26 protein-coding genes are annotated in these 21,932 nt (G+C 63.8%); 10 read left to right on the top strand and 16 right to left on the bottom strand.

The window, feature by feature from the left end:
- Positions 1–9: 9 nt before the first annotated feature.
- The 4 genes from ACSQ27_RS10255 to ACSQ27_RS10270 all read left to right on the top strand — a co-directional run bounded on the left by ACSQ27_RS10255 (position 10) and on the right by ACSQ27_RS10270 (position 4,708).
- Entirely contained in the window at positions 10–1,269 is a 1,260-nt protein-coding gene (locus ACSQ27_RS10255) for a diguanylate cyclase (RefSeq protein ID WP_436155337.1), read from the top strand.
- 157 nt (positions 1,270–1,426) lie between these two features.
- The gene (locus tag ACSQ27_RS10260; RefSeq protein ID WP_436155338.1) at positions 1,427–2,011 is read left to right on the top strand and encodes a pseudouridine synthase; all 585 of its coding nucleotides are present in this window, start codon (positions 1,427–1,429) and stop codon (positions 2,009–2,011) included.
- A gap of 153 nt (positions 2,012–2,164) precedes the next feature.
- Positions 2,165–4,036, top strand: a complete 1,872-nt coding sequence (locus tag ACSQ27_RS10265; protein ID WP_436155339.1) for a M48 family metallopeptidase — start codon at positions 2,165–2,167, stop codon at positions 4,034–4,036.
- 66 nt (positions 4,037–4,102) lie between these two features.
- The gene (locus tag ACSQ27_RS10270; protein ID WP_436155340.1) at positions 4,103–4,708 is read left to right on the top strand and encodes a DUF938 domain-containing protein; all 606 of its coding nucleotides are present in this window, start codon (positions 4,103–4,105) and stop codon (positions 4,706–4,708) included.
- Here ACSQ27_RS10270 and ACSQ27_RS10275 read toward each other — a convergent pair.
- From ACSQ27_RS10275 to ACSQ27_RS10285, 3 genes are read right to left on the bottom strand one after another with little or no spacing between them, the layout of a single operon-like run.
- Positions 4,705–5,055, bottom strand: a complete 351-nt coding sequence (locus ACSQ27_RS10275) for a DUF2200 domain-containing protein (protein ID WP_436155341.1) — start codon at positions 5,053–5,055, stop codon at positions 4,705–4,707. The genes ACSQ27_RS10270 and ACSQ27_RS10275 overlap by 4 nt on opposite strands.
- Positions 5,056–5,077: 22 nt before the next feature.
- Positions 5,078–5,431 carry an ArsR/SmtB family transcription factor gene (locus ACSQ27_RS10280; protein ID WP_436155342.1) on the bottom strand — a complete coding sequence of 118 codons (354 nt, stop codon included), beginning with the start codon at positions 5,429–5,431 and terminating at the stop codon, positions 5,078–5,080.
- Positions 5,415–5,879 carry an SRPBCC family protein gene (locus ACSQ27_RS10285; RefSeq protein ID WP_436155343.1) on the bottom strand — a complete coding sequence of 155 codons (465 nt, stop codon included), beginning with the start codon at positions 5,877–5,879 and terminating at the stop codon, positions 5,415–5,417. The genes ACSQ27_RS10280 and ACSQ27_RS10285 overlap by 17 nt, the downstream gene beginning before the upstream one ends.
- A 259-nt stretch (positions 5,880–6,138) precedes the next feature.
- On the opposite strand from ACSQ27_RS10285, the gene ACSQ27_RS10290 reads away from it, so the two are divergent.
- The 3 genes from ACSQ27_RS10290 to ACSQ27_RS10300 all read left to right on the top strand — a co-directional run bounded on the left by ACSQ27_RS10290 (position 6,139) and on the right by ACSQ27_RS10300 (position 8,574).
- A complete protein-coding gene (locus ACSQ27_RS10290; protein ID WP_074577239.1) occupies positions 6,139–6,357 on the top strand; it encodes a hypothetical protein in 219 nt (72 codons plus the stop codon).
- A gap of 7 nt (positions 6,358–6,364) precedes the next feature.
- On the top strand, positions 6,365–7,246 hold the full coding sequence (locus tag ACSQ27_RS10295) for a peptidoglycan DD-metalloendopeptidase family protein (protein ID WP_436155344.1): 882 nt from the start codon (positions 6,365–6,367) through the stop codon (positions 7,244–7,246).
- An 815-nt stretch (positions 7,247–8,061) separates the two neighbouring features.
- Entirely contained in the window at positions 8,062–8,574 is a 513-nt protein-coding gene (locus ACSQ27_RS10300) for a hypothetical protein (RefSeq protein WP_436155345.1), read from the top strand.
- A 195-nt stretch (positions 8,575–8,769) separates the two neighbouring features.
- Here the strand turns inward: ACSQ27_RS10300 and ACSQ27_RS10305 are convergent, their stop codons facing one another.
- From ACSQ27_RS10305 to ACSQ27_RS10315, 3 genes are all read right to left on the bottom strand, one after another.
- Positions 8,770–9,411, bottom strand: a complete 642-nt coding sequence (locus ACSQ27_RS10305; RefSeq protein ID WP_436155346.1) for a hypothetical protein — start codon at positions 9,409–9,411, stop codon at positions 8,770–8,772.
- 236 nt (positions 9,412–9,647) lie between these two features.
- Complete coding sequence (locus ACSQ27_RS10310; protein ID WP_436155433.1) at positions 9,648–10,217, bottom strand: DUF2242 domain-containing protein; 570 nt, start codon at positions 10,215–10,217, stop codon at positions 9,648–9,650.
- Between the two features lie 73 nt (positions 10,218–10,290).
- Positions 10,291–10,659: an RcnB family protein gene (locus tag ACSQ27_RS10315; RefSeq protein WP_436155347.1), complete on the bottom strand. Its 369-nt coding sequence runs from the start codon at positions 10,657–10,659 to the stop codon at positions 10,291–10,293.
- Between the two features lie 157 nt (positions 10,660–10,816).
- Between ACSQ27_RS10315 and trxC the strand changes: the two genes are divergently transcribed.
- Entirely contained in the window at positions 10,817–11,254 is a 438-nt protein-coding gene (trxC, locus tag ACSQ27_RS10320; RefSeq protein WP_436155348.1) for a thioredoxin TrxC, read from the top strand.
- A gap of 23 nt (positions 11,255–11,277) precedes the next feature.
- On the opposite strand, the gene ACSQ27_RS10325 is transcribed toward trxC, so the two are convergent.
- Positions 11,278–11,844, bottom strand: a complete 567-nt coding sequence (locus tag ACSQ27_RS10325) for a hypothetical protein (protein WP_436155349.1) — start codon at positions 11,842–11,844, stop codon at positions 11,278–11,280.
- Between the two features lie 118 nt (positions 11,845–11,962).
- On the opposite strand from ACSQ27_RS10325, the gene ACSQ27_RS10330 reads away from it, so the two are divergent.
- The gene (locus ACSQ27_RS10330; protein WP_436155350.1) at positions 11,963–13,303 is read left to right on the top strand and encodes a TAXI family TRAP transporter solute-binding subunit; all 1,341 of its coding nucleotides are present in this window, start codon (positions 11,963–11,965) and stop codon (positions 13,301–13,303) included.
- Between the two features lie 28 nt (positions 13,304–13,331).
- On the opposite strand, the gene ACSQ27_RS10335 is transcribed toward ACSQ27_RS10330, so the two are convergent.
- On the bottom strand, positions 13,332–14,135 hold the full coding sequence (locus ACSQ27_RS10335) for an MBL fold metallo-hydrolase (RefSeq protein ID WP_436155351.1): 804 nt from the start codon (positions 14,133–14,135) through the stop codon (positions 13,332–13,334).
- A gap of 129 nt (positions 14,136–14,264) precedes the next feature.
- Here ACSQ27_RS10335 and ACSQ27_RS10340 point away from each other — a divergent pair, with 129 nt between their 5' ends.
- The gene (locus ACSQ27_RS10340) at positions 14,265–14,927 is read left to right on the top strand and encodes a GDSL-type esterase/lipase family protein (RefSeq protein WP_436155352.1); all 663 of its coding nucleotides are present in this window, start codon (positions 14,265–14,267) and stop codon (positions 14,925–14,927) included.
- A 661-nt stretch (positions 14,928–15,588) separates the two neighbouring features.
- On the opposite strand, the gene arfB is transcribed toward ACSQ27_RS10340, so the two are convergent.
- The 8 genes from arfB to ACSQ27_RS10380 form a co-directional block, all read right to left on the bottom strand.
- Entirely contained in the window at positions 15,589–16,002 is a 414-nt protein-coding gene (arfB, locus tag ACSQ27_RS10345; protein ID WP_436155353.1) for an alternative ribosome rescue aminoacyl-tRNA hydrolase ArfB, read from the bottom strand.
- 22 nt (positions 16,003–16,024) lie between these two features.
- Positions 16,025–16,474, bottom strand: coding sequence for a type II 3-dehydroquinate dehydratase (gene aroQ / locus ACSQ27_RS10350; protein ID WP_436155354.1), 450 nt, complete (start codon positions 16,472–16,474; stop codon positions 16,025–16,027).
- Entirely contained in the window at positions 16,471–17,598 is a 1,128-nt protein-coding gene (locus tag ACSQ27_RS10355; protein WP_436155355.1) for a Gfo/Idh/MocA family protein, read from the bottom strand. The genes aroQ and ACSQ27_RS10355 overlap by 4 nt, the downstream gene beginning before the upstream one ends.
- Position 17,599: 1 nt before the next feature.
- Positions 17,600–18,382: an alpha/beta fold hydrolase gene (locus tag ACSQ27_RS10360; RefSeq protein ID WP_436155356.1), complete on the bottom strand. Its 783-nt coding sequence runs from the start codon at positions 18,380–18,382 to the stop codon at positions 17,600–17,602.
- A 29-nt stretch (positions 18,383–18,411) separates the two neighbouring features.
- On the bottom strand, positions 18,412–18,807 hold the full coding sequence (locus ACSQ27_RS10365; RefSeq protein ID WP_436155357.1) for a carboxymuconolactone decarboxylase family protein: 396 nt from the start codon (positions 18,805–18,807) through the stop codon (positions 18,412–18,414).
- Complete coding sequence (gene pcaB / locus ACSQ27_RS10370) at positions 18,804–20,036, bottom strand: 3-carboxy-cis,cis-muconate cycloisomerase (RefSeq protein WP_436155358.1); 1,233 nt, start codon at positions 20,034–20,036, stop codon at positions 18,804–18,806. Before pcaB ends, ACSQ27_RS10365 begins: the two co-directional genes overlap by 4 nt.
- 74 nt (positions 20,037–20,110) lie before the next feature.
- Positions 20,111–21,004 carry a sugar phosphate isomerase/epimerase family protein gene (locus tag ACSQ27_RS10375; RefSeq protein WP_436155359.1) on the bottom strand — a complete coding sequence of 298 codons (894 nt, stop codon included), beginning with the start codon at positions 21,002–21,004 and terminating at the stop codon, positions 20,111–20,113.
- Positions 21,005–21,020: 16 nt separating this feature from the next.
- The gene (locus ACSQ27_RS10380) at positions 21,021–21,923 is read right to left on the bottom strand and encodes a 4-hydroxyphenylpyruvate dioxygenase (protein WP_436155360.1); all 903 of its coding nucleotides are present in this window, start codon (positions 21,921–21,923) and stop codon (positions 21,021–21,023) included.
- Positions 21,924–21,932 lie beyond the last annotated feature (9 nt).

Consider the following 21,932-nt stretch of genomic DNA (forward strand, 5'->3'; position numbering starts at 1 on the left):
GGGGGACAAATGGCCTTTAATAAAGAGCAATCTTTAAATGAGTGGGTTGCAATGCTAGACGGCCTCTATGGCAGCTCGCAGAATTACGCCAAAACCCACTACGAAATTCATTCCCATCTCACTGAGGTCTGTGGAATATTCGCGAAGCACCAATTCAAGCGACACGATACGCAACAGGCAATCGATTTTCTGCCAAAGATGTTTGCATGGGCAGTTGGGCTATTAAAGAAAATCAATCCTGCTGGTGCAAATCTGGAAGAAATCATTCTACGAAAATTCCCCGGCGTTTGCCCATACTGTGCGAGTCGCCCCTGTGAATGCTGGCGCGGAGAAAAACCGCCACTCAATGCCGCCGAGGTATTGAGGCTTTTCAAACAGAACTCCCCCACAATCCGCAGGACAGTTGACGACTTTCAACTTTTATTTCGTGAGACCTACGAATCCTCTTGGAACGAAAAGGGTGATACAGATCCCATTACAAGGGTATATATCAGACTAAATGAAGAACTCGCAGAAGTTGCCGAGGCGGTCCGGTTTCACCATCTTTATCCAGAGAATTTTGAAAACGAACTTGCAGATTTTTTTGCTTGGTGGTTTGCACTAGTCTCATGCATGACGTCTTCTGGCGAAGGAAGAGTGCTCTTAGCAAGCGACGTTCTTTGGAAAGCATACCCAGGAACTTGTACACATTGCCAAATGCTGCCCTGCTACTGCAGACCGGGTCCTGTACGCGAGTTGATGTCTAAACCGCCACCGGGGCAGCTTCATAGATTTGACGCTTTGACAAACACCTTAAATCAAGGAGCCTATTTGGCTGACATCGAGGAGATCAGCAAGGGCGGAGCGGCAGCGCTACCAATAGCATGCGTGCGAGTTGACTTAGATGACTTCAAGAGTGTCAACGAGACGTACGGCCACAACGCCGGGGATCAAGCTCTGAAACACGTTGCCTCAATGCTACAAAGGAAGCTTCGTGAACGTGACCGACTGTACCGAGTCGGAGGAGATGAATTTGCAGTTTTGTTCTTCGATTATTCCGGAGAAGAGGCTACGGGTCTTATGGTTAGATCAATAGCTGCCCTGCATGCCACGCCCGTTCGTTGGGTAGATGCAAAGAAGCAGGTTTTCGAGTTTACGGTGACAGTGAGCGTGGGTGTTGCAGAAACATCGAGTTCGGAAAATTTGAATGAAGCCTTTGAGCTTGCAGACACTTCCGCATCTCAAAGCAAAAAAGCGGGGAAAGCTCGAGTCACCCGCTCAGCTCAATAGTTCTCTGCCCAAACATGGACAGGGAGGACCTCACCGGCGCGAAACTCAAGGGGGCGTCGTTTAACGCTAGTGTCGGAACAACGCTATGTTTACGCTGCGAGCTACCGCCACGGCAAGAGCGCCCGAGCTTACCGGCGAGTGTGCGGTCTAATTCCCCATGCCAAGCCCGAACTTAAGCCCCGCACCACCCCGCCTCATCCGCTTCAACAAACCCTATGGCGTGCTGAGCCAGTTCACGCCGGAAGGCCGCTGGCGCGGGCTCAAGGACTTCATTGCCCTGCCCGGCGTCTATGTGGCCGGGCGGCTGGATGCGGACAGTGAGGGCCTGCTGCTGCTGACCAGCGACGGCCCCTTGCAGGCGCGCATCAGCGACCCGCGTTTCAAAATGCTCAAAACCTATTGGGTGCAGGTGGAGGGTGAGCCGAGCGACTCGGCGATGGCCGCACTGCGCGGCGGCGTGTTGCTCAATGACGGCCCCACGCGGCCCGCGAATGCCGAGCGCATGGACGCCCCGCCCGGCCTGTGGGAGCGAGAGCCGCCGGTGCGGGTGCGCAAGGCCATCCCGACCTTCTGGATCGCGCTAGGCATACGTGAGGGCCGGAACCGCCAGGTGCGGCGCATGACGGCGGCCGTGGGCCACCCGACCTTGCGGCTGATCCGCTCGTCTATAGGCCCCTATGCGCTGGACGGCATGGCGCAGGGCGTGTGGCGTGAAACCGCAGAGCTGGCCGACGCCGGCTGAGCATTTCAGTGGATTCGACGGCCGGAGTGGCTGTTGGAAACAAACTGAAACAGCCCAGTTTTGGTGAATTGTTGCCCTCCCATTCGACGGCCAAACGCGTGGCCGCCCGTATGATCGGCCGGTTCAAATTCAAAACTCAAAAGGACGCTCCCCATGGCTGCTGCGCGCACGATACACGCCGACCTCTGGCGGGTTTTTTTGCTGACCCTGGCATCGCTCTTTCTCATTCCGGCGGTGACGCTGGTTTTCACGCACTACGCGCTGCAGTCTGAGGACAAGGACTTCATTCAGCGCGTCAGTTCCCAAATCAATGCCGCCACAGACCTGACACCTGCGCAGAAGGCGGACGAGATTGCGTTTTACGACACGCACAGGTTGTCGATGGCCTGCGCCGCCACCGGGCCCGAAGACAAGGTCTTTCACGACAAGGTGTGCAGCGCGTATTCCATGCACTGGTGGTTTCACTGGGCCGAGCGCACCGCCTTCTGGACCTTGATCCTGGGCGCAGCGATGCTGGTGGCGGCCGGCGTGCTGGGCGCACTGGCCTTTGTCAACCGCGGCCTGCGTTATGCGAGCTTTGTGGCGGGTTGGCGGCTCATGACCATTTCAAGCGCGGTTGAGGTCACCTTGCAAAGCGCCATGCTGGTGTGGCTGTCCTTCTGGCTCACGGCTTATTTCTGGCACAGCTACTACATCAAGCTGGTCGGCCTGGCCGGCATCATGGCGGCCCTGGCGGTTTTTTATGCCATCTACACGCTGTTCAAAAAACTGCCATCGGGCAACACCATTGAAGGCGAGTTGCTGTCAGAGGCCGACGCCCCGCGCCTGTGGGACCGCATTCGCCAACTGGCGGGACGCGTCAAGACATCCCCACCGGACCAGATCATTGCGGGCATCGACAACAACTTCTTCGTAACCGAAGCACCCTGCACGGTGGCCGGGCAGACCCTGACGGGCCGCACGCTGTTTGTGAGCATTCCGCTGCTGCGGGTGCTGGACACCGCCGAGGCCGATGCCGTGCTGGCGCACGAGCTGGCCCACCTGGGTGGCGGCGACACACGCAGCAGCGCGGCGCTGGGCCCCAAGCTCAACCAGTTTGACCTCTACACCTGGCAAATGCGCAGCGGCGGCTTGACCATCGTGGCGCACTACCTGCTGCGCCTTTACCGCATGGTGTTTGAATTTGCGCTGGCACGCGACAGCCGTGAGCGCGAATACACCGCCGACCGCGTGGCCGCCAAGCTGACGGCGCCGCAGTCCATCGTGCAATCGCTCATCAAGATCTCGGCGTATTCCAGCTACCGCAACACGGTAGAAAACAAGCTGTTTGAGCAGGAGCAACAACACACCGGCGCGCTGGGCATTGCCGGCTTTGTGGCTGAGGGCCTGCACCCTTATGCCCGTTCGGGTGAGTTTGTGACGGCCATGAAAACCGCCGCCGTGCCGCACCCCTACGACACACACCCGCCGCTGGTGGAACGCATGCGCAATGTGAACCACAAGGTGGCTGAAGACAGCTACGGCGCCATTGTGACCACCGTGCCTCAAACCACCTGGGCCGATGAAATATCGACCGCCGCCGCCATCGAGCAGCGGCTGTGGACAGACTACGAGCAGCGTTTTGCCGCCGCGCATGAGCAAAGCCTGGCCTACCGCTATGAGCCGGCCAACGAAGAAGAGCGCGCCATCGTGCTGCGTTACTTTCCGCCGGTGTCGTTTGACCTGGGCAATGACAAACGCATTGACATTAGCTATGAAGGCCTGCATGCCACGGCAGACGACGGCGTGCCGGTGTCATGGGACGAGGTCAAGGACATGACCTTCAACACCAGCAGTTTTGGCAACACGCTCCTCATCACCCACTTTGACAAGGGTGTGATTGGCGCACGCACCAGCAAGATCAAACTCAAGGGCCTTGCCAAGCAGGAGGAGCACTTCAAGGCGGTGCTGGGCAGCTACTGGCAACGTCACCAGATCATGCGGGCGCAGCAAAAAGCCCGTGCCGCTGAAACCGAAACGGCCTGAACTGGCGGACATGCGGGATAACGGTCACTCCTCGTGATGCAGGCAGGCTTGCGGTTTAATCACACCATGCCAAGCCCGAACTTCAGCCCCGCGGCAGACCGCAACAAACAAGCCATCTTCGACGTCCTGCGCAAGGTCTTGCCCGGGCAAGGCAGCGCGCTCGAAATCGCCTCCGGCACAGGCCAGCACGTTGCCTGGTTTGCCGCGGGCCTGCCGCAATGGAGCTGGCAACCCACCGACGCGATGCCGGACGCGCTGGGTTCGATCTCGGCCTGGGTGGCCGAGCAGGGCTTGGCCAATGTGCGCCCTCCCCGGGTGCTTGACGTCATGGCGCCTGAATGGCTGTCGGGCACCGAAAAATTCGACCTGGTTTACTGCGCCAATATGCTGCACATCTCGCCCTGGGCGACCTGCGCCGCGCTGATGCAAGGCAGCGCGCGCCACCTGGCGGCCGGCGGTGTGCTGGTGACCTACGGGCCCTACCTGGAAGATGATGTGCCGACCTCGGAAGGCAACCTGTCGTTTGACCAAAGCCTGCGCGCACAAGACCCGGCCTGGGGAATCCGCCGCAGGGAAGAGGTAGAGCAGGAAGCCGCACAGGCCGGCTTGCGCTTGAAAACGCGGCATGCGATGCCGGCGAACAACCTGTTGCTGGTGTGGGGCCGGCCTTAGGCGCGCAGGATTTTCTCCATCGCCTTGCCTTTGGCCAGCTCATCAATGAGCTTGTCCAGGTAGCGTATTTTTTGCATCAGCGGGTCTTCGACCTCTTCCACACGGACACCGCAGACCACGCCCTTGATCAGCGAGGCATTCGGGTGCATGGCAGGGGCCTGGGCAAAAAAAGTTTCGAAGTCATTCTGCTGCTTTATTTGCCGATCCAGTCCCTTTTGGTCATAGCCCGTCAGCCAGCAAATGATCTGGTCGACTTCTTCTTTGCTGCGGCCTTTGCGTTCGGCTTTTTGAACCAGCATCGGGTAGACCTTGGCAAACGCCATCGAGAAAATCTTGTGTGCAGCCATTGTTGTTTCTCCTGTGGGTGGCCTAGGCCTCCAGCGACGCTTTCAAACGGCCGAGCGCCTGGTCCCACTGCTGGGCAATCAGGTCCAGCGAGCGGCGGGCTTCGTCGAGTTGCTGCGGGTCAAACTGCCACAGCCGCTCGCGCCCCACCTTGACGTGGTGCACCAGGCCGGCGTCGGCCAGCACATGCAGATGTTTGGTCACGGCCTGGCGGCTGATGTCGGTGGTGGTGGTCAGCTGGGAAATCGAGACCGCGCCGCCCACGCAGAGCACCGCCACCAGGCGCAGGCGGGTTTCGTCACCCAGGGCGGCGAACACGCCTGCGGGGCCGGGCTGCGGCGAGGTGGGTGTTTCAGCGGGTTTACTGCGTGGTGACATATTTCCGGATATTTTCCATCTGCCCTTCCCAGCCGCCGGTGTTCATGCGGATCGCGTCTGCACGGCGGGCCACGGGGATTTTGTCAAAGCCTGATTCGACCACAGTCAGCAAAGTACCCTTGCCCGTGTCTTTGAGGGTGAACTCCACGAGTGTGGTGGGTTCTTTGGAATAGTCGACGGCCGGATCGACCGCATAGGGGTGCCAGCGGTAGGAGAACAATGTTTCGGGTTCTATGCGCTCGATGAGCACGTCGAACAGCACGTGCTCGTAGCCCGGGATGGTGATGTGGCCCTGCACCTGCTGGCCGGCGGTGAAAAGTTTGCCCTTGAGCGCCACGCCGAACCAGCCGCCGAAGGCTTCTGCGTTGGTGAGCGCCTTCCAGACTTTGGAAGGCGCGGCGTTGATGAGGACGCTGCGTTCGATACGGTCGGTGGATGGTGAAGTCATATGCAATCTCCTGGTTGCATTTATTCTGCATCTGAAAAACCAATTACGCAACACGTTGGTTGCGTAATTTTGAAAACCAAGGGCCCAAATTGCAAGCAATTGCAGCCGCCGCTCCCGAACGCGTATGCGCGGCGCGCATGGACGCCGTGGCGCGAACTGGCTGTTCGCCTACACAGGCCGGCCGCGAACGCGGCTTAAATAGGAGGGCACGGGTTTGTAGCCCGCTTCCGCCCCTCTTCCAACCATCCAGGAGACAGCCATGCCCCAGTTCGCCATGATTACCGGTGACGTGACCTACACACCGGGTGACGGTGCCCCGATTGAAATCCCGCGCGTGCGCATTGAAGTCGCGCTGGAGCCCGACAGCGCCACGCTGAGCTGGGATGCCGGCGACGGCGTGGCCGCGGTGACGGCGATTCCGCGCATCCAGTTCGACGACTATGTGCGCGAAGGGAAAATCACCATGACGCCGCAATAATGGCGCCATGCATTCCCTTCCTTCACGTGATCCCCTCCCCTTATCCCTGAGCCGCCGCTCGGCCTTGCTCGCCGCAACAGGCTGGCTGGTTTTGCCGGCTTCAGCCCTGGCCGAGGCGCCCGCCTCCCCTGCCACCTGGCCACGCGCCTCGCAGGTGCCCGGCGGCGTGGCGCTGCTGTCGCTGGGCCCGGCGGCGCAGCGGCCTCTCGCCTACGCGGGCGAAGTGCCCGTGCTAGTGCTGGGCGATGCCAAGGAATGGACGGCAGTGGTAGGCATTGCGCTGTCGGCTACGCCCGGCGAGGCGAGCATCACGGTACAGGCCACGGACGGCAGCCGCCGCGACATCACGTACACGGTAGCGCCCAAACGTTACAGCGAGCAGCAGCTCAAGGTGGAGCCGCGCACGGTAGACCTGTCGCCCGAAGACCTGGCACGCTACGAACGCGAGCGCGCGCACCAGGAAGGCGTGGTGGCGATTTTCAGCGAACCCCTGCCGCAGGGTTCCTTGCGTATGCGCGTGCCGGTGCCGGGGCGGCGATCCAGTTCCTTCGGCCTGCGCCGTGTCTTCAACGGCCAGCCCCGCAACCCGCACAGCGGCATGGACATCGCGGCCGCCACCGGCACACCTGTTGTGTCGCCGCTGCCGGCGCGGGTCATTGATACCGGTGACTATTTTTTTAACGGCAACACGGTGTGGCTGGACCATGGGGGTGGCTTGCTGAGTATGGTTTGCCATTTGAGTGCGGTGGATGTGAAGGTTGGGGATTTGCTCAAGGCTGGGGAGAGGGTTGGGGCTGTGGGGGCGACCGGCCGGGTTACTGGGCCCCATTTGCATTGGGGCGTTATGCTGAACCGTTGCATGGTTGATCCGGCTTTGTTCTTGGCCTGAGGTATCTAGGTCGGGTCTTGCTCCGGCGGGGCGTTCTCTGCTGAGGGTTGCTGGCCGGGGGTAGCCCGGCAGCTACTCACTTTTGGCGAAACCCGCAAAGCGGGTTTTCTTTTGTTCGCCAAAAGGCGCGCTACGCGCGCGGGGTTTGCTCACTTCGCGAAGCGAAGTTACGCAAACACCAAAAGTAAGCAAAAGAAAAGGCGACCCTGGTTGCTGCGTCCCTCCGCTTCGCTACGGGCAACCTGCGGTGCTCGGTCCAGCCGGGGTCTCGCTAAACTCGCTTCGCTCAGACAACGCGATCCCTGATCCGTCTGGCCCTGCGCTCCTCGGCGCATCCACAAGGGGTGGGGAAGGAATGCCAATACCGAATACCTGAAGAAACAAGGACTCGCCTTGGCGAGTCCTTGTTTGTATTTATCTTCTTGGTATTTCTGTCTTCTGTCCCCGCTCCCGATTGCCCCGTCCTGGCTGGGCCGAGGAGCGCAGAGACAAGCGGATCAGGGCCGGCGTTGTCTGAGCGAAGCGAGTTTAGCCGGACCCCGCTTGGCTCGAGCACCGCAGGTTGCCCCGTAGCGCAGCGTAGGGGACCCAGACTGCGGGTCGCCTTTTCTTTGGTGACTTTCTTTTGGCGAAGCAAAAGAAAGTTACTTGCTGCCGGGCAACCCCCGGCCAGCAAGCCTAAGCAAAGGGCAAGGGCGCGGAGGGCCGGCGCAAGACCCGGCCTTCTGGATGCCCCTCTCTAACCCACTAGGTCGCCCTCACTAGCCAAACCCGGCAAGATAAACCCATCGTCAAAGCCTAACAAAGGAATTACCATGAGCGCTAAAAACCTCTCCACCGTTGCCACCGACCTGATCGAGTCCTACGGCAATACCGCCCGCAACGTCATCCAGGCCTACCGTGCCGGCGGCGAGCGCGTTGTCAGCCTGCTGGAGCAGCGCTGGAACAAAGCCCTGAAACAATCGCGTACCGAGCTGACCGCCGAGACGGCCAAGAACGCTTCGGCCGCGCAAGCCGCCTTCAGCGCCTACTACACCAAGGGCCTGCTGCTGACGACCAGCGGCGCCGAGCAAGTCGTGACCCAGCTGGTGAAGGTGGCCGAAGCCGGCGTCGAACGCGCTGCTGCCAATGCCAGCCTGTTTGAAGAAAAAACCGGCGTGACCGCGCTGAACACCCTGGCCCAGGCCACCGCGCCCGGCGCCCTGGCTTTGAGCAAGCTGGCCGCGCAGATCGAGCAAAAGAGCGCCGAACTGGCCGGCAAGATTGCCGGTGAGCACAAGGCCGCGGCCAAGCGCAGCACGGCTTTCCGCCGCGCCAAGGCAGCCTGATCGCCTCCTGACCTGAAACGGAAAAAACCCCGGCCGGCGCCCTGCGTTGACCGGGGTTTTTTTATGCCTTGCGCTGGACGCATGGAGCCGCTCACAAAGCCCAGCGAAGCGGTCCTGGCTAGGCGCGTCGCCGCAGACAGTGCACCAGCACGGCAAGGCGGCGCAACAACGCCAGGAGGGCTTTTTGAGTGGCTCCTAGCCGCGCGGGTTGATCATGCGTTCTACCTCATCGCGCAGCGTAGTCAGCTGGACACGCAGGTCGCGGCGCTCCTGTGGCGTCACCACGCCGTCGGAACGGTAGGCAGCCTCGCGGTGTTCAATCGCCTGCTCGCGTGCCAGCAGACGGTCGGCCTCCCGCGGGCTCAGGCGGTGGCTGCGCACACCCTCGTCGATGCGCTGGCGGATATTGAACTGCTGGCTGTCGATGGCGCCCAGCCGGTCGGGTGGCCCCACCGCAACGGTGCGGTTGTTGGCGATGGCGCGTTCGACCTCGGCGCTGAGCTGGGCCATGTCGGCGCGCAGCTGCTGGCGTTCCTGCGGTGTGACGCGGCCATCGGCCTTGTAGGCGGCCTCACGGTTCTGGATGTCGCTGTCGCGGCGGTACAGCAAACGGGCTTCCGAGGGCGTGATGCGGCCGGACTGCAGGCCCTGGCGTATGCGCTCGCTGACGGCCTGCTGCGCGTTGTCTATGCCCGGCGTTTGCGGAGCGGGCGCATACACCACCTGGGGCGGATAGGCAGGCGAATAAGGGCCCGGCTGCGCCATGGCCGGTGCGGCGGCGAGACCCGCGGCCAGCGCGGTGGCCAGAAGGGATGCAGTCAAGAGTTTCGATTTCATGGGGGCTCCTTTGCTCAATGAGTGAAGCAGCAAACCGGGGGGCTTGCTTTCCGAAGCGCCGGCCTGGAGGGGCCTGGGTGCTTCAGTGCCTTCATCGTGGAGCCCCAAAGTCAACGCCGTGTAATGCGGAGGTAGGGCGGGTGTAATGCGCCGCGCTTTTACCCCGTGTTTACCGCGCGGCATGCCGGCGTATCAGGATGTAGCGCCGCCTTACAAAGCGGGCAAGTAGGAGTCGTCTATTGGGATTGTGCGCCCGGCGGCAAATCGTCCACCGTCGCGAGGTAGCGGCTGAGCAGCTCAAAAAAGCCGTCGTAAAACGCGTCCGACGAAATCGTGACGCTGCCGACCTTCACCATGGAGTCACTGCCCGAACTGAAAGGCAGGGACACCGAGCCCAGGGCGCCCACGCCCAGGCTGGCGGAGTTGTTGCTCTTTTTGAGCTGGTAGCTGTCCTGCAGCGCGGTGACAAAACCCAGGCTGATCTTGCCGTCGGCGCTTTCGGGCGCGCAGACCACACGTATCACCATCTGCAGGTGCGACTCGGCCTCGGGCTGGAAGCTCTTCTGGCCTTCGACCAGGTCGGCCCTGGCGATGTTGATGATGTAGCCCTGGCTCAGCAGCGCGCGGCGCGCGGCCTCACAGGTCTGCTCGGGCCTGGCGTCGAAGAGGCGCGAATAGGTGGCGGTGGAACCGAACTTTTCCTGCAAGGGAAAGGACTTCACGCCGCTGGCGCAGGCCGTGAGCCAACAGGCCAGGCCCAGCGCGCCGGCAAGCAGGGCCGCGCGCGAGGCGGCCCGGTAATGCATCTGTGGTGGTTTCAAATTCAGTACGCTCCTTGCAACTTGAAACAAGGCCATGAGCGGCCTCTTTCACCCTAGTTTACTGGCCCAGGTAGATCTGGAAAATGATCCCGGTGTTGTTGGCGACCAGCACATAGTCGCCGCCGGTTTGCACCCAGTGGTAGCCGGGTGGTGGCGCGCTCAGGCGATGGCCGCGCCAGTCGTCCACCCAATAACCCCGGTCGCGATACTGCACGGGCAGGCGGCCGCCACGGTAAAAATTGTGGTCAGGCCCCGCGCCGCGCCCGCCGGCCTGTGCATGCGGCGGCGGACCTTGGCGGTGGTGCTTGTCGGCCTTTTTGTGGCCGTGCCCGCGGCCATGCTTGTCGTCATTGCCCTTGGCCATCGCAAGCCCGCCGAAGGCCAGCGATGCCGCTGCCAGGGTGGCGATCAGTGTTTTGTGGGTCATGGAAGTCTTTCGTGGTGAGAAGTTCGATTGTTCTCGCGAGAAACGCCGGTGCGCGTAGGCCAAGCGCCCGTCTGTAAGCACCTGTTTATGACGGTTTGCCGCGACGCGCCCTGCCGACACGCTTGAAATACCCTGCACCGGCCCTCAGTTGTGGCTGATGTCCGACCCCCTCCACATCGTTTGCCCCCACTGCCACACCACCAACCGCGTGCGCGAGGACCAGCTGGCCAGCGACCCGAACTGCGGCAACTGCAAGAAGGCGCTGTTTGTGGCGCATTCCACCGCCCTCGACGAAGCGGCCTTTGACAAACACATCAGCCGCAACCAGATCCCCGTGCTGGTCGACTTCTGGGCGCCCTGGTGCGGCCCCTGCCGGCAGATGGCGCCGGCCTACGAGCAGGCCGCCGCGCAACTGGAGCCGCGGGTGCGCGTGGCCAAGGTCGACACCGAAGCCGTGCCCAACCTGGGCGCGCGTTTTAACATCCGCAGCATTCCGACCCTGGCGCTGTTCCAGAACGGCCGCGAGGTGGCGCGCCAGGCGGGCGCGATGGGGGCGGCGGACATTCTGCGCTGGGTGCGGGCGAATTTGCACTGAAGCCGGCGGCCCCTGCAGCAGCGCTAAGGTGTGACGGCCGCGGCGCCACCCGCCGTCCAGAAAATTGCGCTCCACTCCAGCGGGTTGAAGCTGCGGTCCCGGTTGTATTCGAGCATGCCGTTGGGCAGCTTCCAGCGCAAGACGGGGCCGCCCAAGGCGGAAACACGGCCCGCGTGATGGGCTGTCCCGTATTGCGCCACCAGGCGTTCGCGCCACGTTCCATGCACCCACCAGGGCACGTGCACCACCACGGAAGCCAGCCGGCCCTTTTTCAGGAAGGCGGCCATGGTCAGCGCGGCCTCTCCATCGGCCTTGTCAAGGCTGGTGTAGCAGATCCGCTCGGCCATACCGCCGGCCTGGAGGGACTCGTTGTAGCAAGTCAGCGTGACACCTTCAAAATGCTTGCGCAGAGCGGCTTCGTCCATCTGGCCGGAGAGCTGTGCGTAGCGCATGGCCACCTCGGGCGATGTCTCGCGCAGGTAGCTGCGATAGATGGCGAGGCGGTCGAGGTTGAGTGCCGCCAGCAAGGCCGCCAGGCACACCACCACCACGAGGGTCCATTTGATCCATGCTTCGATCACTGCGTTCATAAGCTCCCCTTGACTCTACATTCAGATTCAGATTCACATCCGCGCCGGTGCGCGCGCTTTCCCAAGCATATCCGGGCGGCGCTTTCACTCCCGGCCCGCTCTGGGTAGACTGTGCCCCATGCTGATCATCCCCTCCCTGAGCCGCAAGCAGACCTTTTTGCTTGCCGTCGCCATCATCGGCGGGCTCGCGGTGCTGCTGTCGATGTTCTCGCGCTCGCTGCTGCCGGCGCCGCCGCGGCAGGTCCAGATGACGACGGGCGCGGTGGACGGCGCTGCGCACCAGTTCGCGCTGAAGTACCAAAGCTATTTGAACGCCAACGGCGTGACGCTGGAGCTCATGCCTTCCAGCGGCGCGGTGCAAAACCTTGAGCGCCTGAACGCGGGCATGCCCGTGGGTTTTGTGCAGGGCGGCCTGGGCTTGCTGCAGCTCGATTCTCAGGAGCCGGAATCCAGCACGCCGCTGCGCTCGCTGGGGGTGGTGGGTTACGAGCCGGTCTGGATGTTCGCCTCGCCGGCGCTGGCCAAAACCTTGAGCAAGGGCCTGGGCCCGCTGGCGGGTAAAAAAATCGCCATCGGCGTGGAAGGCAGCGGCACGCGCAAGGTGGCGCTGGAGTTGCTGCAGGCCTATGGCGTCACGCCGGCCAACGCCACCCTGACGCCGGGCGGCGGGCAGGCGGCGGCCAAGGCGCTGCTGGCACGCGAGATCGACGCGCTTTTCCTGATAGGCGCGCCGCAAACACCGGCGGTGCAGATGCTGCTGGGCCAACAGGAGGCGGCGCACCTGGTGTCGATAGAACACGCCGAGGGGCTGACGCGGCGCCTGCCCTATCTCTCACTGGTCACGCTCAAGGCCGGCTCGGTCGACCCGGCGCAGGACCGCCCGCGCCAGGACATCACGCTGCTGGCCACCATGGCCAACCTGGTGATCCACAAGGACCTGCACCCGGCCCTGGCCTATCTGTTGCTGGAGGCCGCGCGCGAGGTGCACCGGGGTGCCACGCTGCTGAACAAGCCGGGCGAGTTTCCGAACGGGCACGTGACGGAGTTTCCGCTGGCCGACGAGGCCGCGCGCTACTACAAGGACGGCCGGCCTTTCCTGCAGCGCTACCTGCCCTACTGGGCGGCCAACGCCCTGCAACGTCTGCTGCTGGTGCTGCTGCCGCTGGTGGCGATCGCGATTCCGGTGTTCCGCATTGTGCCCAGGCTGTTTGAGTTCAAGGAAAAGAACCGGCTTTACCGCCGCTACGGCGCGCTGCTGGAGATGGAGCGCGACATCGGCACGCGGCGGCTCGATGCGCGCGAGATCGCCGAGGCCACCGCCCGGCTCGACAAGATAGAACACGACGTGAGCCACATGAAGTTCGCGCTGGACTTTTCAGACCGGGTCTACACGCTGCGCCAGCATGTGGACTATGTGCGCCGCCAGTTGCACGCTCAGGGTGAACCGCCGGCGACGTGAACACCGGCAGTTTTTTCGCCAGGCCACATTACAGGCTGGCGGTTTCCGGCAGCGGGATGGCCGCGGTGGGCAGTTGGTAATGCCTGTCGTCGAACAGGTCTATGCCGCACATCAGCGATTCGGCCCAATCGAAGAACTGGCCTATGGCCGGACCCGTGAGCGGCGCGCCGTGCTGCGGCACCAGCATGCGGATGTCGAGCTGGCGCGCCATGCGCACCCACAGGCGCAAGACCTTGTTGGACACCATATAGCGGCGATGAAAGCCCTCCATCAGGCGCAGGTGCCCGGCATGGAGGTCGGTCACCGGCACCTGGGCATCGCGGCCCGAGGTCATGGAGACGCCGAGGTCGCCGGTGAACAGAATGCGGCTGACGGGATCATAAAAATGGAAGTTGCCCTCGGAATGCAGGAAGTGGGCGGGCAACAGCCAGAGCTCGTTGCGGCCCAGCGGCAGGCGCCCGCCGCCGTCGGCCACGCCGATCACGCGCTGGTCGGTCTTGCCGACCTTGGTGAAATGCGGCACGAAGCGCTCCCACACGCGTGAGATCACCAGTTGCGCCGGGGTAGACGTCAGCCACCGGTCCAGCGAAGCGATGATGTCCGGGTCGGCGTGCGAGGCGATGATGTAAGACAGTTTTTGCGGGCTGAAGTGGCGCGACATGCCCAGGAAGAGTTCATTGAAGGCCAGGTTGCCGCCCGGATCGATCACGGCACCGGTGCCGTTGTCCACGATCAGGAACTGGTTGGCCTGCACAGCCTGGTTGTCCTCTTCGACGAGGTCGGTGAACATCAGGCAGGCGTGGCGGCTGTCGCGATAGAGCTCAATGGGCATATAAAAGGAAGAGGCCGGCGCAGCGCCGCAATGGGAAAACCCGGACTTTAAAAGGCCTGTGCGCGCCCGAGCTTGATACAGGTCAAGCGCTGGCAAAATCCACCTCAGTACCACACCGGAGAACAGCCCATGCCCAACTCCCCTACCCCCATGCTTCAACGCCGGCTGCTGCTGGCCGGCATGGCCTCGGCGCTCGCGCTGGCGACCGGCTGCTCCAAAAAAGCCAAGCCGCAGGGCAAGACGCTGCCCAAGGAGGCCGTGCTGCTGTGCCTGGGTGATTCGCTGACCTTTGGCTACGGCGCGGCGGTGGGCACCGGCTATCCGCAGCAACTGGAACAGTTGACGGGCTACGTGACCAAGAATGCGGGCGTCAACGGCGACACGGCCGAGGGCGCGCTGGCGCGGCTGCCCGGGCTGCTGCAGGAGAATGCGCCGGGCCTGGTGCTGGTGTCGATAGGCGGCAACGATTTTTTGCGCGGCGTCCCACTGGACCGCACGCGCGCCGCGCTCAAAAGCCTGGTGCAGACGGCCGCGGCCGGCGCGCAGGTGGTGCTGATCGCGCAGCCCAAGCCGGTCTTCATTGCGGCCGCCACCAACTCGCTGGGCGACCATGAGGTGTATGCCGAGGTGGCGAAAGAAACCGGTACGCCCTTGTTCAGCGGCGGCTGGTCTTATGTGCTGTCGCGCAGCGAACTGCGGTCGGACCAGATTCATGCAAATGGCGAGGGCTATAAGGTTTTTGCCGAACGCTTGGCGGCGTGGCTTAGGGATATGAAGTTTTTGGCCTCTTGAGGCATGAGGGGAGCCGGGTCTTGCGCCGGCTTGCGCGCCCTCGCCCTCCTCCAAGAGCTGCTGGCCGGGGGTTGCCCGGCGGCAAGTAACTTTCTTTTGCTTCGCCAAAAGAAAGTCACCAAAGAAAAGGCGACCCGCAGTCTGGGTCCCTACGCTTCGCTACGGGCAACCTGCGGTGCTCGAGCCAAGCGGGGTCCGGCTAAACTCGCCTTCGGCTCAGACAACGCCGGCCCTGATCCGCTTGTCTCTGCGCTCCTCGGCCCAGCCAGGACGGGGCAATCGGGATCGGGAGCGGGGACAAAAAATACAAAGAATCAAACCAAGATAAACAAGGACTCGCCACGGCGAGTCCCTGTTTCTTAGGTATTGGTATTCCTTCCCCACCCCTTGTGGATGCGCCGAGGAGCGCAGGTTCAGGCGGATCAGGGATCGCGTTGTTTGAGCCGAAGGCGAGTTTAGCGAGACCCCGCCTGAACCGAGCACCGCAGGTTGCCCGCAGCGAAGCGGAGGGACGCAGCAACCAGGGTCGCCTTTTCTTTTGCTTACTTTTCTTTTGGCGAAGCAAAAGAAAAGTGAGTCGCCGCCGGGCGACCCCGGCCAGCTACCCTCAGCAGATAAAGCGCCAGTCGGAACAAGAACCGACCAAGCCAGAACAGCAAGTTCAAGAATCTCTAACCGGCCCTCTCAACCCCTTAGTAACCGACCTCTGACTCTTGCTCTCCAGCCGCCGCTGCTTCGACCCATAAGTAGGTTTGGTAGCCCGCCGCGCCTTGGGCGGATGGGAGACCCCATCAACCACCTCCTGCAACCGCGCCAAGGCATCGGCGCGGTTCATCTCCTGGGTGCGGTGCTGCTGGGCCTTGAGCACCAGCACGCCCTCCTGCGTGATGCGGCTGTCGGACAGGCACAACAGCCTCTCCTTGATCGCCTCGGGCAACGAAGAGGCGTGGATGTCAAAGCGCAGGTGCACCGCGCTGGAGACCTTGTTGACGTTCTGCCCGCCCGCGCCCTGCGCGCGTATGGCGCTGAACTCGACCTCGCGTTCGTCAACCGGGAATTTCGGTGGCGCAGCCATGCCCGTCAGCGCCCTGCCCTTTTCAGCCGGCCAGTTCGGCCAGGCCGGCAATCGCCAGGGCATAACCCTTGACGCCGAAGCCGGCCATGACGGCCTTGGCAGCCGGTGAAATATAGGAGTGGTGGCGGAAGGCCTCGCGTGCGTGCACATTGCTGATGTGCAGCTCGATCAGTGTCACGCCCGCGCCCTTGATGGCGTCGTGCAGGGCCACGCTGGTGTGGGTGTAGGCGCCCGCATTGAGCACCACGCCGGCCAGCGTGCCGGCGGCCTGCGCGCGGCCGGCTTCGTGGATCGCGTCAATCAGCGCGCCTTCATGGTTGCTTTGCCGGAAGTCCAGCTTGAAGCCATGGGCCTTGCAGGCCTGGCTGCACAGCGCCTCGACGTCGGCCAGAGTCTGCGAGCCGTAGACGGCCGGTTCGCGCGTGCCCAGCAGGTTGAGGTTGGGGCCGTTGAGGACCAGGGCTGTTTTCATGAAGCGGGTCTTTCCTGTGTGTCGATGGGAAGAAGGTTGGGTGCGAGGTCCTGCAGCGCGACGGTCCTGCCGGTGGCGATCGAGCGCCGCACGGCCTCCACGGCCAGCAGGCTTTGCAGGGCATCCGTGACGGTGATTATCGGCCCTGCCTTGCCCTCCACCAAATCGCAGAAATGCTCCAGCTGCGCCGCCAGCGGATCCACCGCCTCCAGGGCGATGTTTTTTTCGGCGAAAGGTGTCATCCAGCCGGGCTCGCCGCGGTTTTCCGGGCCATGGGTCCAGCTGTGCAAGGTGGGCACAGCCAGCGAACCCTGTGTGCCGGCGATGAAATAGCAGTCTTGCGAGGCATACCGCGCATACGCTGCGTTTTCGCCCGAGGTCTGCTCCCAGCTGCGCGGCGAGGCCACGGTGTCCGACAGGGTGAAGGTGCCCAGCGCGCCGCTGGTGAATTTAAGTGTCATCACGGCCGTGTCTTCCACCTCGAACTGCCGCACGGCGTTGGAGGCCAGCGCATGGACGGACTCGAGTTCGCCGCAGAGGTAGCGCAGGTTGTCCATCTCGTGGATCAGGTTGATCAGGATGGGGCCGCCGCCGGCCCGGGTGCGCCAGGCGCCCTGCGCGAAATAACTGGCCGGTTTATAGAACTGCGCGCTGCCCGTCACCGTGACCACGCGGCCCAGCATGCCCGACCTGATGGCGTGCCGCGCCGCCCGCAGCGTGCTGCTGTGGCGCCGGTGATGGCCCACCAGCATGGGCACCGGCTGCTGCGCCAGTGCGTCGGCCAACCGCAGGCCGGCCTCCAGTGAATCGGCCACGGGTTTTTCGATCAGGGCCGGCACGCCTTGCCGCGCGCAGGCCAGCGCGCCGGGCACATGCAGATGGTTGGGTGTGGCCAGGATCACACCATCGGGTTGGGCCGCGGCCGGCCCGGCGAACAGCGCCTCCAGGCTCTCAAAGTGCGGCACGCCCAGGCCGGCAGCGACGTCCCGCGACGCGGGCTGCGGGTCCACCACAGCGCACAGACGGGTGCGTGCGCTGGACTCGATCAGTTCGATATGCCTGCGGCCTATGACACCGGCGCCCGCGACGGCAATGCCCAGCACTGTGGTGCCGGCCTGCGGCATGTCAGCGCAGGCCTTCGAAAAATCGCGCCAGCAAGCCGGCAAACGCGGCCGGCTGCTCAACCGCGCTCAGGTGCGCGGCCGGCAAGGTCTGGAGCTGGGCGCCCGGGATGCTGCTGCGGATCGCTTCGGACATGGCCACGGGTGTGGCCTCGTCGCGCGTTCCGGCAATCACCAGGGCCGGGCACTGGATGCCGCCGTTGCTCGCGCGGAAGTCTATGCCGGCCACCGCTTCGCAGCTCGCGGCATAGGCGGCCGCATCGGTGTTCACCAGCCGCTCGCGCAATGCGGCCACACGCTGTTTGCCGCCGCCAGTTTCATCGGCGCGGAACTCTGGCGTGAACCAGCGCTGCAGCGCGCCGTCGGCAATCGCCCCCACGCCCTGGGTCAGCACGGTTTGCACGCGCGCTGCCCACATGGCGCGCGCCGCCTCGTCGTAATACATGGCGGCGTTGGCCACGGTGATGCTCTTGAGCAATTGCGGGTATTTGGCGGCCAGCGCCTGCGCGGTCATGCCGCCCATGCTGAGGCCGACAAAATGCACCGGACCGGCGGCATGCGCTTCAATCAGGCCGGCCACGTCGTCGGCAAGCATCTCCATGCTGTAGGGGCCGGGCACGGCTTCCGAGCGGCCGTGGCCGCGGTGGTCGTGGCGCAGCACGGTGTAGCGGTCCTTGAGCGCGACGGCCACGCCGTCCCACATGCCGAGTTCGCAGCCCAGCGCGTGGCTGAGCACCACGACCGGCCCTTGGCCCTCCTGGATCCAATGCAGATGAGGTTTTTTCATGGTTGATTCTTCAAATAATGAGCGTGGCGTCAGGCCGCGGGCAGCAGGCCTTTTTCACGCAGGATGTCGCCGGCCAGCGCGAACGCATGGTTGGCCGCGGGCACACCGCAATAAATCGCGGCCTGCAAAATGACTTCCTTGATCTCGTCGGGCGTGAGCCGCGATTCGGGCGGACCGTCAAGCGCGGCACGCACGTGCATCGCGAACTCCTCATAGGCCTTGAGCGCGATCATGGTCGACAGCACCATGAGGCGGCGCGTCTTGTCGCCCAGCGCCGGGCGGCCCCAGATTTCATTCCAGGCATAGCGTGTGATCAGGTCCTGGAACTCGCTGTTGAAGGCATTGCTTTTGGCGATGGACTTGTCCACCCAGGCGTCGCCGAGCACACGGCGGCGGTTGACCATGCCTTTTTCGTTGTCGTTCATGGGGTCACCTTTGTTCGTTTGTTGTCGTCGGTCTGCGAAACCAGCAACTGCAGCGCATCGGCCTGGGCATGCGCCTGGCCGGCGGCCTGCGCGGCCAGTTCCGGGTTGAACCATTCGTCGGCCGCATCTTGCGGCAGCTCGGCACGCAGGGTGTCGAGGTTGGCGCGCATGCGCTTGGTGTCCACTTGCAGGCCGGGCAGCGCCTGCGCCATGGCGCGCACCGAGCCGTGGGCCGACATCAGCAGGCCCGGCCACTCGGCCAGCTCGGCCTGCCAGTTGCCCAGCGCGCGCTCATGTTCCTGCGGCATGGTGGCCAGCAAGGCGGCCACGCGCTGCGGTGCGCGCGCACTGGCCGCCAGCGCCACCATGCAGGCGACGGGATTGCGCTTGTGCGGCATCGCCGACGAACCGCCGCGGCCGGGTTCCGTCGGCTCGGCCAGTTCACCGACTTCATACTGGCCCATCAGCGAAATGTCTTTGGCGATCTTGCCCAGGCTGCCCACCAGCAGGCCCAGCTCGCAACCCAAGGCCACCCACTCGTCGCGCTGGGTATGCCAGGGATACGCCGAGGCCTTGAGCTTGAGGTCGGCAGCCATCAGCGCGACCACTTGCGGGCCCTTGCCCTTCATCTGCGCGAGGGTACCGACCGCGCCGCCCAGCTGCACGGCCAGCGCGTTGTCGCCGGCGGCTCGCAGGCGCAGCAGGCTGCGCGCCAGCGGTGCGGCCCAGCCCGCGCACTTGAAGCCAAAACTCGTCACCGAGGCCGGTTGCATCAGGGTGCGGGCCAGCACCGGATCGGCGGCATGGCGGCGCGCCAGCACCAGCAGGGCCGCCACTGCCTTGCGGATGTCGGCCTCGACCAAGTCCAGCGCGTTGCGTGTCACCAGCGCCAGCGCGGTGTCGATCACGTCCTGCGAGGTCGAGCCGAAGTGCACATAGCCCGCGGCGTCCTTGTTGAACAGCCCCACGGTTTCCTTGAGGCTCTTGACCAGCGGGATCGCGATGCTGCCGGCGCGCCCGCTTTCGCGCACGATCTTGGCGACGTCGAACAGCTCGACCTTGCAGGTGCCGACGATGGACTGCGCGGCCGCCTCCGGGATCAGGCCGGCACTGGCCTGCGCGCGCGCCAGCGAAGCCTCGAAACGCAGCATCGCGTCCAGGAAGTTGCGCTCGCTGAACGCGTCCAGTATCTCGGGCGTGGAGAGAAAACCTTCAAAAATACTGCTCATTTCATGCAACTCTCAAAATAATTCAAGCGGGGTCAATCACCTCGAAGGCATCGACGCATCAACTTATCAGCGCTTCAACGCTTTAAACGCATCTGGTTGGGCAAGGGCACCGACCGCCGCAAGACGTCTTCCCCCAGCCACAAGGCCGAGCGCCAGGCGCGCTCCGCCACCGAAGGCAGGGGCATCTGCTGGTAGTCGTCGTTGAACACCTCAAAACTGTAGTCGCCGCGGTAGCCCAGGCCGTGCAGCCGGGTCACCAGCGTCGCAAGCGCCTCGCTGTGCACGCCCTCGCCGGGGAAGACACGGAAATGCCGGGCGGTGGCGATGCGCTCCTCGACCGACTTGATCTCGGTCCACATGAAGTCGGCCAGTTGCACCAGGAAAATCTTGTCCGGGTCCAGGATGTCGAGCTCGTCCAGCGAGGTGCCGGTGGCGAACATGTGGTACGAATCAAAGCCCAGGCCCAGGTTGGGCATGTCGGCCTGGCAGATGATCTCCCAGGCCTGCGGAAACTCGTTGACCACGCGCCCCCAGGACAGGGCCTCGTAGGCAATCTTGATGTTCATCGGGATCGCCAGCATGGCCAGCTTGCGCAGGTCTTTCACCAGCGCGGCTGTCTCGCCGGTGGCATGCACCGAGGTCGACGAGCAGACCAGCAGCAGCCGGCAGCCCAGCGCGTGGCACATGTCCAGCATGGACTTGGCGATGTCCATCTTGTAGTCGTGCAGATGGCCCGAGAGGCCCTCGAAGTCGCGCAGCACCTGGAAGCCCGTGACGCGCAGGCCGCTGGCGCGCACCACGGCCACGGCGGCTTCCATGCCGTCCGGGTGGCCCACGATGTCCTTTGCCGCCAACATGATCTGCGTGAAGCCGGCCTCGCGCACGGCCTTGAGCTTGGCCTCCAGCGGCCCCGCGAGCGAGATGGTGTCCATCCCGAAGTCGTCAATGTTTCCGCTGTAGTGGCTCATGATGTGTGCCGCCCGTTCAGCGCTCGTTGTGGACCAGCTCAAAGCTCACGCTGCCCATCCAGGTCCGCGTGAGGGCTCCGCGGTCCTCGGTGTGCACGCCGCGCGATTCGACGAACTCCACGCCGCGTTTGCTGAGTTCGGCCACCGAGGCCAGCACGTCGGGGCTGCCCAGGCCCACGCGCTGCAGGGCCTCGTCGCCCTCCACGTCCAGCACGCTGGCTTCGGGCTCTATCAGCTGCAGGTAAAAACGCGAGGCCGCCGGGCAGGGGCTGCGCAGGATGCGGCCCTTGGGAAGGATGCCGAAACGCTGGTCGTCGGGCAAGTCGGTGAAACCGAAGAGTTCGCGGTAAAACTCGGCCCAGTCCTCGGTGCGGTCGTTGCCGATGTACTGCACGACGCCGAAAAAATGCAGGCCGGCCACAGCCGGTGGATGCGGCTCCACCGTCGGGATGGGCACAAAGTCCACGTCGTAGATCGAAAAGGTGTCGTAGCGGTCCACAAAATAAATGCGGCTCTTGCCCACGCCGTGGATGGCCGGGATGTTGAGCTCCATCACCTCGACGCGCGAAGGCACGGCCCAGGCGCCGCGCTCCAGCGCGCGGCGGTAGGCTTCAGCCGCGTCGCGCACACGCAGCGCCACGGCGGCGATCACCGGCTTGTCGGTGGGCGCGGCGCCGTCCGGCATGGCCGGGATGTGGGCGTTGACGATGACGTTCATGCCGCCCTGGCGGTACAGCATGACCTCGCGCGAGCGGTGCCGCGCCACCGGCCTGAACCCCATCATCTCCAGCACCTGGCCCAGGGCCTGCGGCTTGGAGGTGGTGTATTCGATGAACTCGATGCCGTCCATGCCGAGCGGGTTGGCGACTTCGGGGATGGCTTCGCGGTCGGCGGCGGGCGCTTGCTTGGCGGTGCTCATGGTGTTCTC

Source organism: Polaromonas sp. LjRoot131, assembly GCF_964252805.1.
Taxonomy (GTDB): domain Bacteria; phylum Pseudomonadota; class Gammaproteobacteria; order Burkholderiales; family Burkholderiaceae_C; genus Polaromonas.

What these genes read in the sequence shown, in the direction of transcription:
- ACSQ27_RS10255 (WP_436155337.1), top strand. Translation starts at nt 10, where the DNA reads ATGGCCTTTAATAAAGAGCAATCTTTAAATGAGTGGGTTGCAATGCTA.
- ACSQ27_RS10260 (WP_436155338.1), top strand. Translation starts at nt 1,427, where the DNA reads ATGCCAAGCCCGAACTTAAGCCCCGCACCACCCCGCCTCATCCGCTTC.
- ACSQ27_RS10265 (WP_436155339.1), top strand. Translation starts at nt 2,165, where the DNA reads ATGGCTGCTGCGCGCACGATACACGCCGACCTCTGGCGGGTTTTTTTG.
- ACSQ27_RS10270 (WP_436155340.1), top strand. Translation starts at nt 4,103, where the DNA reads ATGCCAAGCCCGAACTTCAGCCCCGCGGCAGACCGCAACAAACAAGCC.
- ACSQ27_RS10275 (WP_436155341.1), bottom strand. Translation starts at nt 5,055, where the DNA reads ATGGCTGCACACAAGATTTTCTCGATGGCGTTTGCCAAGGTCTACCCG.
- ACSQ27_RS10280 (WP_436155342.1), bottom strand. Translation starts at nt 5,431, where the DNA reads ATGTCACCACGCAGTAAACCCGCTGAAACACCCACCTCGCCGCAGCCC.
- ACSQ27_RS10285 (WP_436155343.1), bottom strand. Translation starts at nt 5,879, where the DNA reads ATGACTTCACCATCCACCGACCGTATCGAACGCAGCGTCCTCATCAAC.
- ACSQ27_RS10290 (WP_074577239.1), top strand. Translation starts at nt 6,139, where the DNA reads ATGCCCCAGTTCGCCATGATTACCGGTGACGTGACCTACACACCGGGT.
- ACSQ27_RS10295 (WP_436155344.1), top strand. Translation starts at nt 6,365, where the DNA reads ATGCATTCCCTTCCTTCACGTGATCCCCTCCCCTTATCCCTGAGCCGC.
- ACSQ27_RS10300 (WP_436155345.1), top strand. Translation starts at nt 8,062, where the DNA reads ATGAGCGCTAAAAACCTCTCCACCGTTGCCACCGACCTGATCGAGTCC.
- ACSQ27_RS10305 (WP_436155346.1), bottom strand. Translation starts at nt 9,411, where the DNA reads ATGAAATCGAAACTCTTGACTGCATCCCTTCTGGCCACCGCGCTGGCC.
- ACSQ27_RS10310 (WP_436155433.1), bottom strand. Translation starts at nt 10,217, where the DNA reads ATGCATTACCGGGCCGCCTCGCGCGCGGCCCTGCTTGCCGGCGCGCTG.
- ACSQ27_RS10315 (WP_436155347.1), bottom strand. Translation starts at nt 10,659, where the DNA reads ATGACCCACAAAACACTGATCGCCACCCTGGCAGCGGCATCGCTGGCC.
- trxC (WP_436155348.1), top strand. Translation starts at nt 10,817, where the DNA reads ATGTCCGACCCCCTCCACATCGTTTGCCCCCACTGCCACACCACCAAC.
- ACSQ27_RS10325 (WP_436155349.1), bottom strand. Translation starts at nt 11,844, where the DNA reads ATGAACGCAGTGATCGAAGCATGGATCAAATGGACCCTCGTGGTGGTG.
- ACSQ27_RS10330 (WP_436155350.1), top strand. Translation starts at nt 11,963, where the DNA reads ATGCTGATCATCCCCTCCCTGAGCCGCAAGCAGACCTTTTTGCTTGCC.
- ACSQ27_RS10335 (WP_436155351.1), bottom strand. Translation starts at nt 14,135, where the DNA reads ATGCCCATTGAGCTCTATCGCGACAGCCGCCACGCCTGCCTGATGTTC.
- ACSQ27_RS10340 (WP_436155352.1), top strand. Translation starts at nt 14,265, where the DNA reads ATGCCCAACTCCCCTACCCCCATGCTTCAACGCCGGCTGCTGCTGGCC.
- arfB (WP_436155353.1), bottom strand. Translation starts at nt 16,002, where the DNA reads ATGGCTGCGCCACCGAAATTCCCGGTTGACGAACGCGAGGTCGAGTTC.
- aroQ (WP_436155354.1), bottom strand. Translation starts at nt 16,474, where the DNA reads ATGAAAACAGCCCTGGTCCTCAACGGCCCCAACCTCAACCTGCTGGGC.
- ACSQ27_RS10355 (WP_436155355.1), bottom strand. Translation starts at nt 17,598, where the DNA reads ATGCCGCAGGCCGGCACCACAGTGCTGGGCATTGCCGTCGCGGGCGCC.
- ACSQ27_RS10360 (WP_436155356.1), bottom strand. Translation starts at nt 18,382, where the DNA reads ATGAAAAAACCTCATCTGCATTGGATCCAGGAGGGCCAAGGGCCGGTC.
- ACSQ27_RS10365 (WP_436155357.1), bottom strand. Translation starts at nt 18,807, where the DNA reads ATGAACGACAACGAAAAAGGCATGGTCAACCGCCGCCGTGTGCTCGGC.
- pcaB (WP_436155358.1), bottom strand. Translation starts at nt 20,036, where the DNA reads ATGAGCAGTATTTTTGAAGGTTTTCTCTCCACGCCCGAGATACTGGAC.
- ACSQ27_RS10375 (WP_436155359.1), bottom strand. Translation starts at nt 21,004, where the DNA reads ATGAGCCACTACAGCGGAAACATTGACGACTTCGGGATGGACACCATC.
- ACSQ27_RS10380 (WP_436155360.1), bottom strand. Translation starts at nt 21,923, where the DNA reads ATGAGCACCGCCAAGCAAGCGCCCGCCGCCGACCGCGAAGCCATCCCC.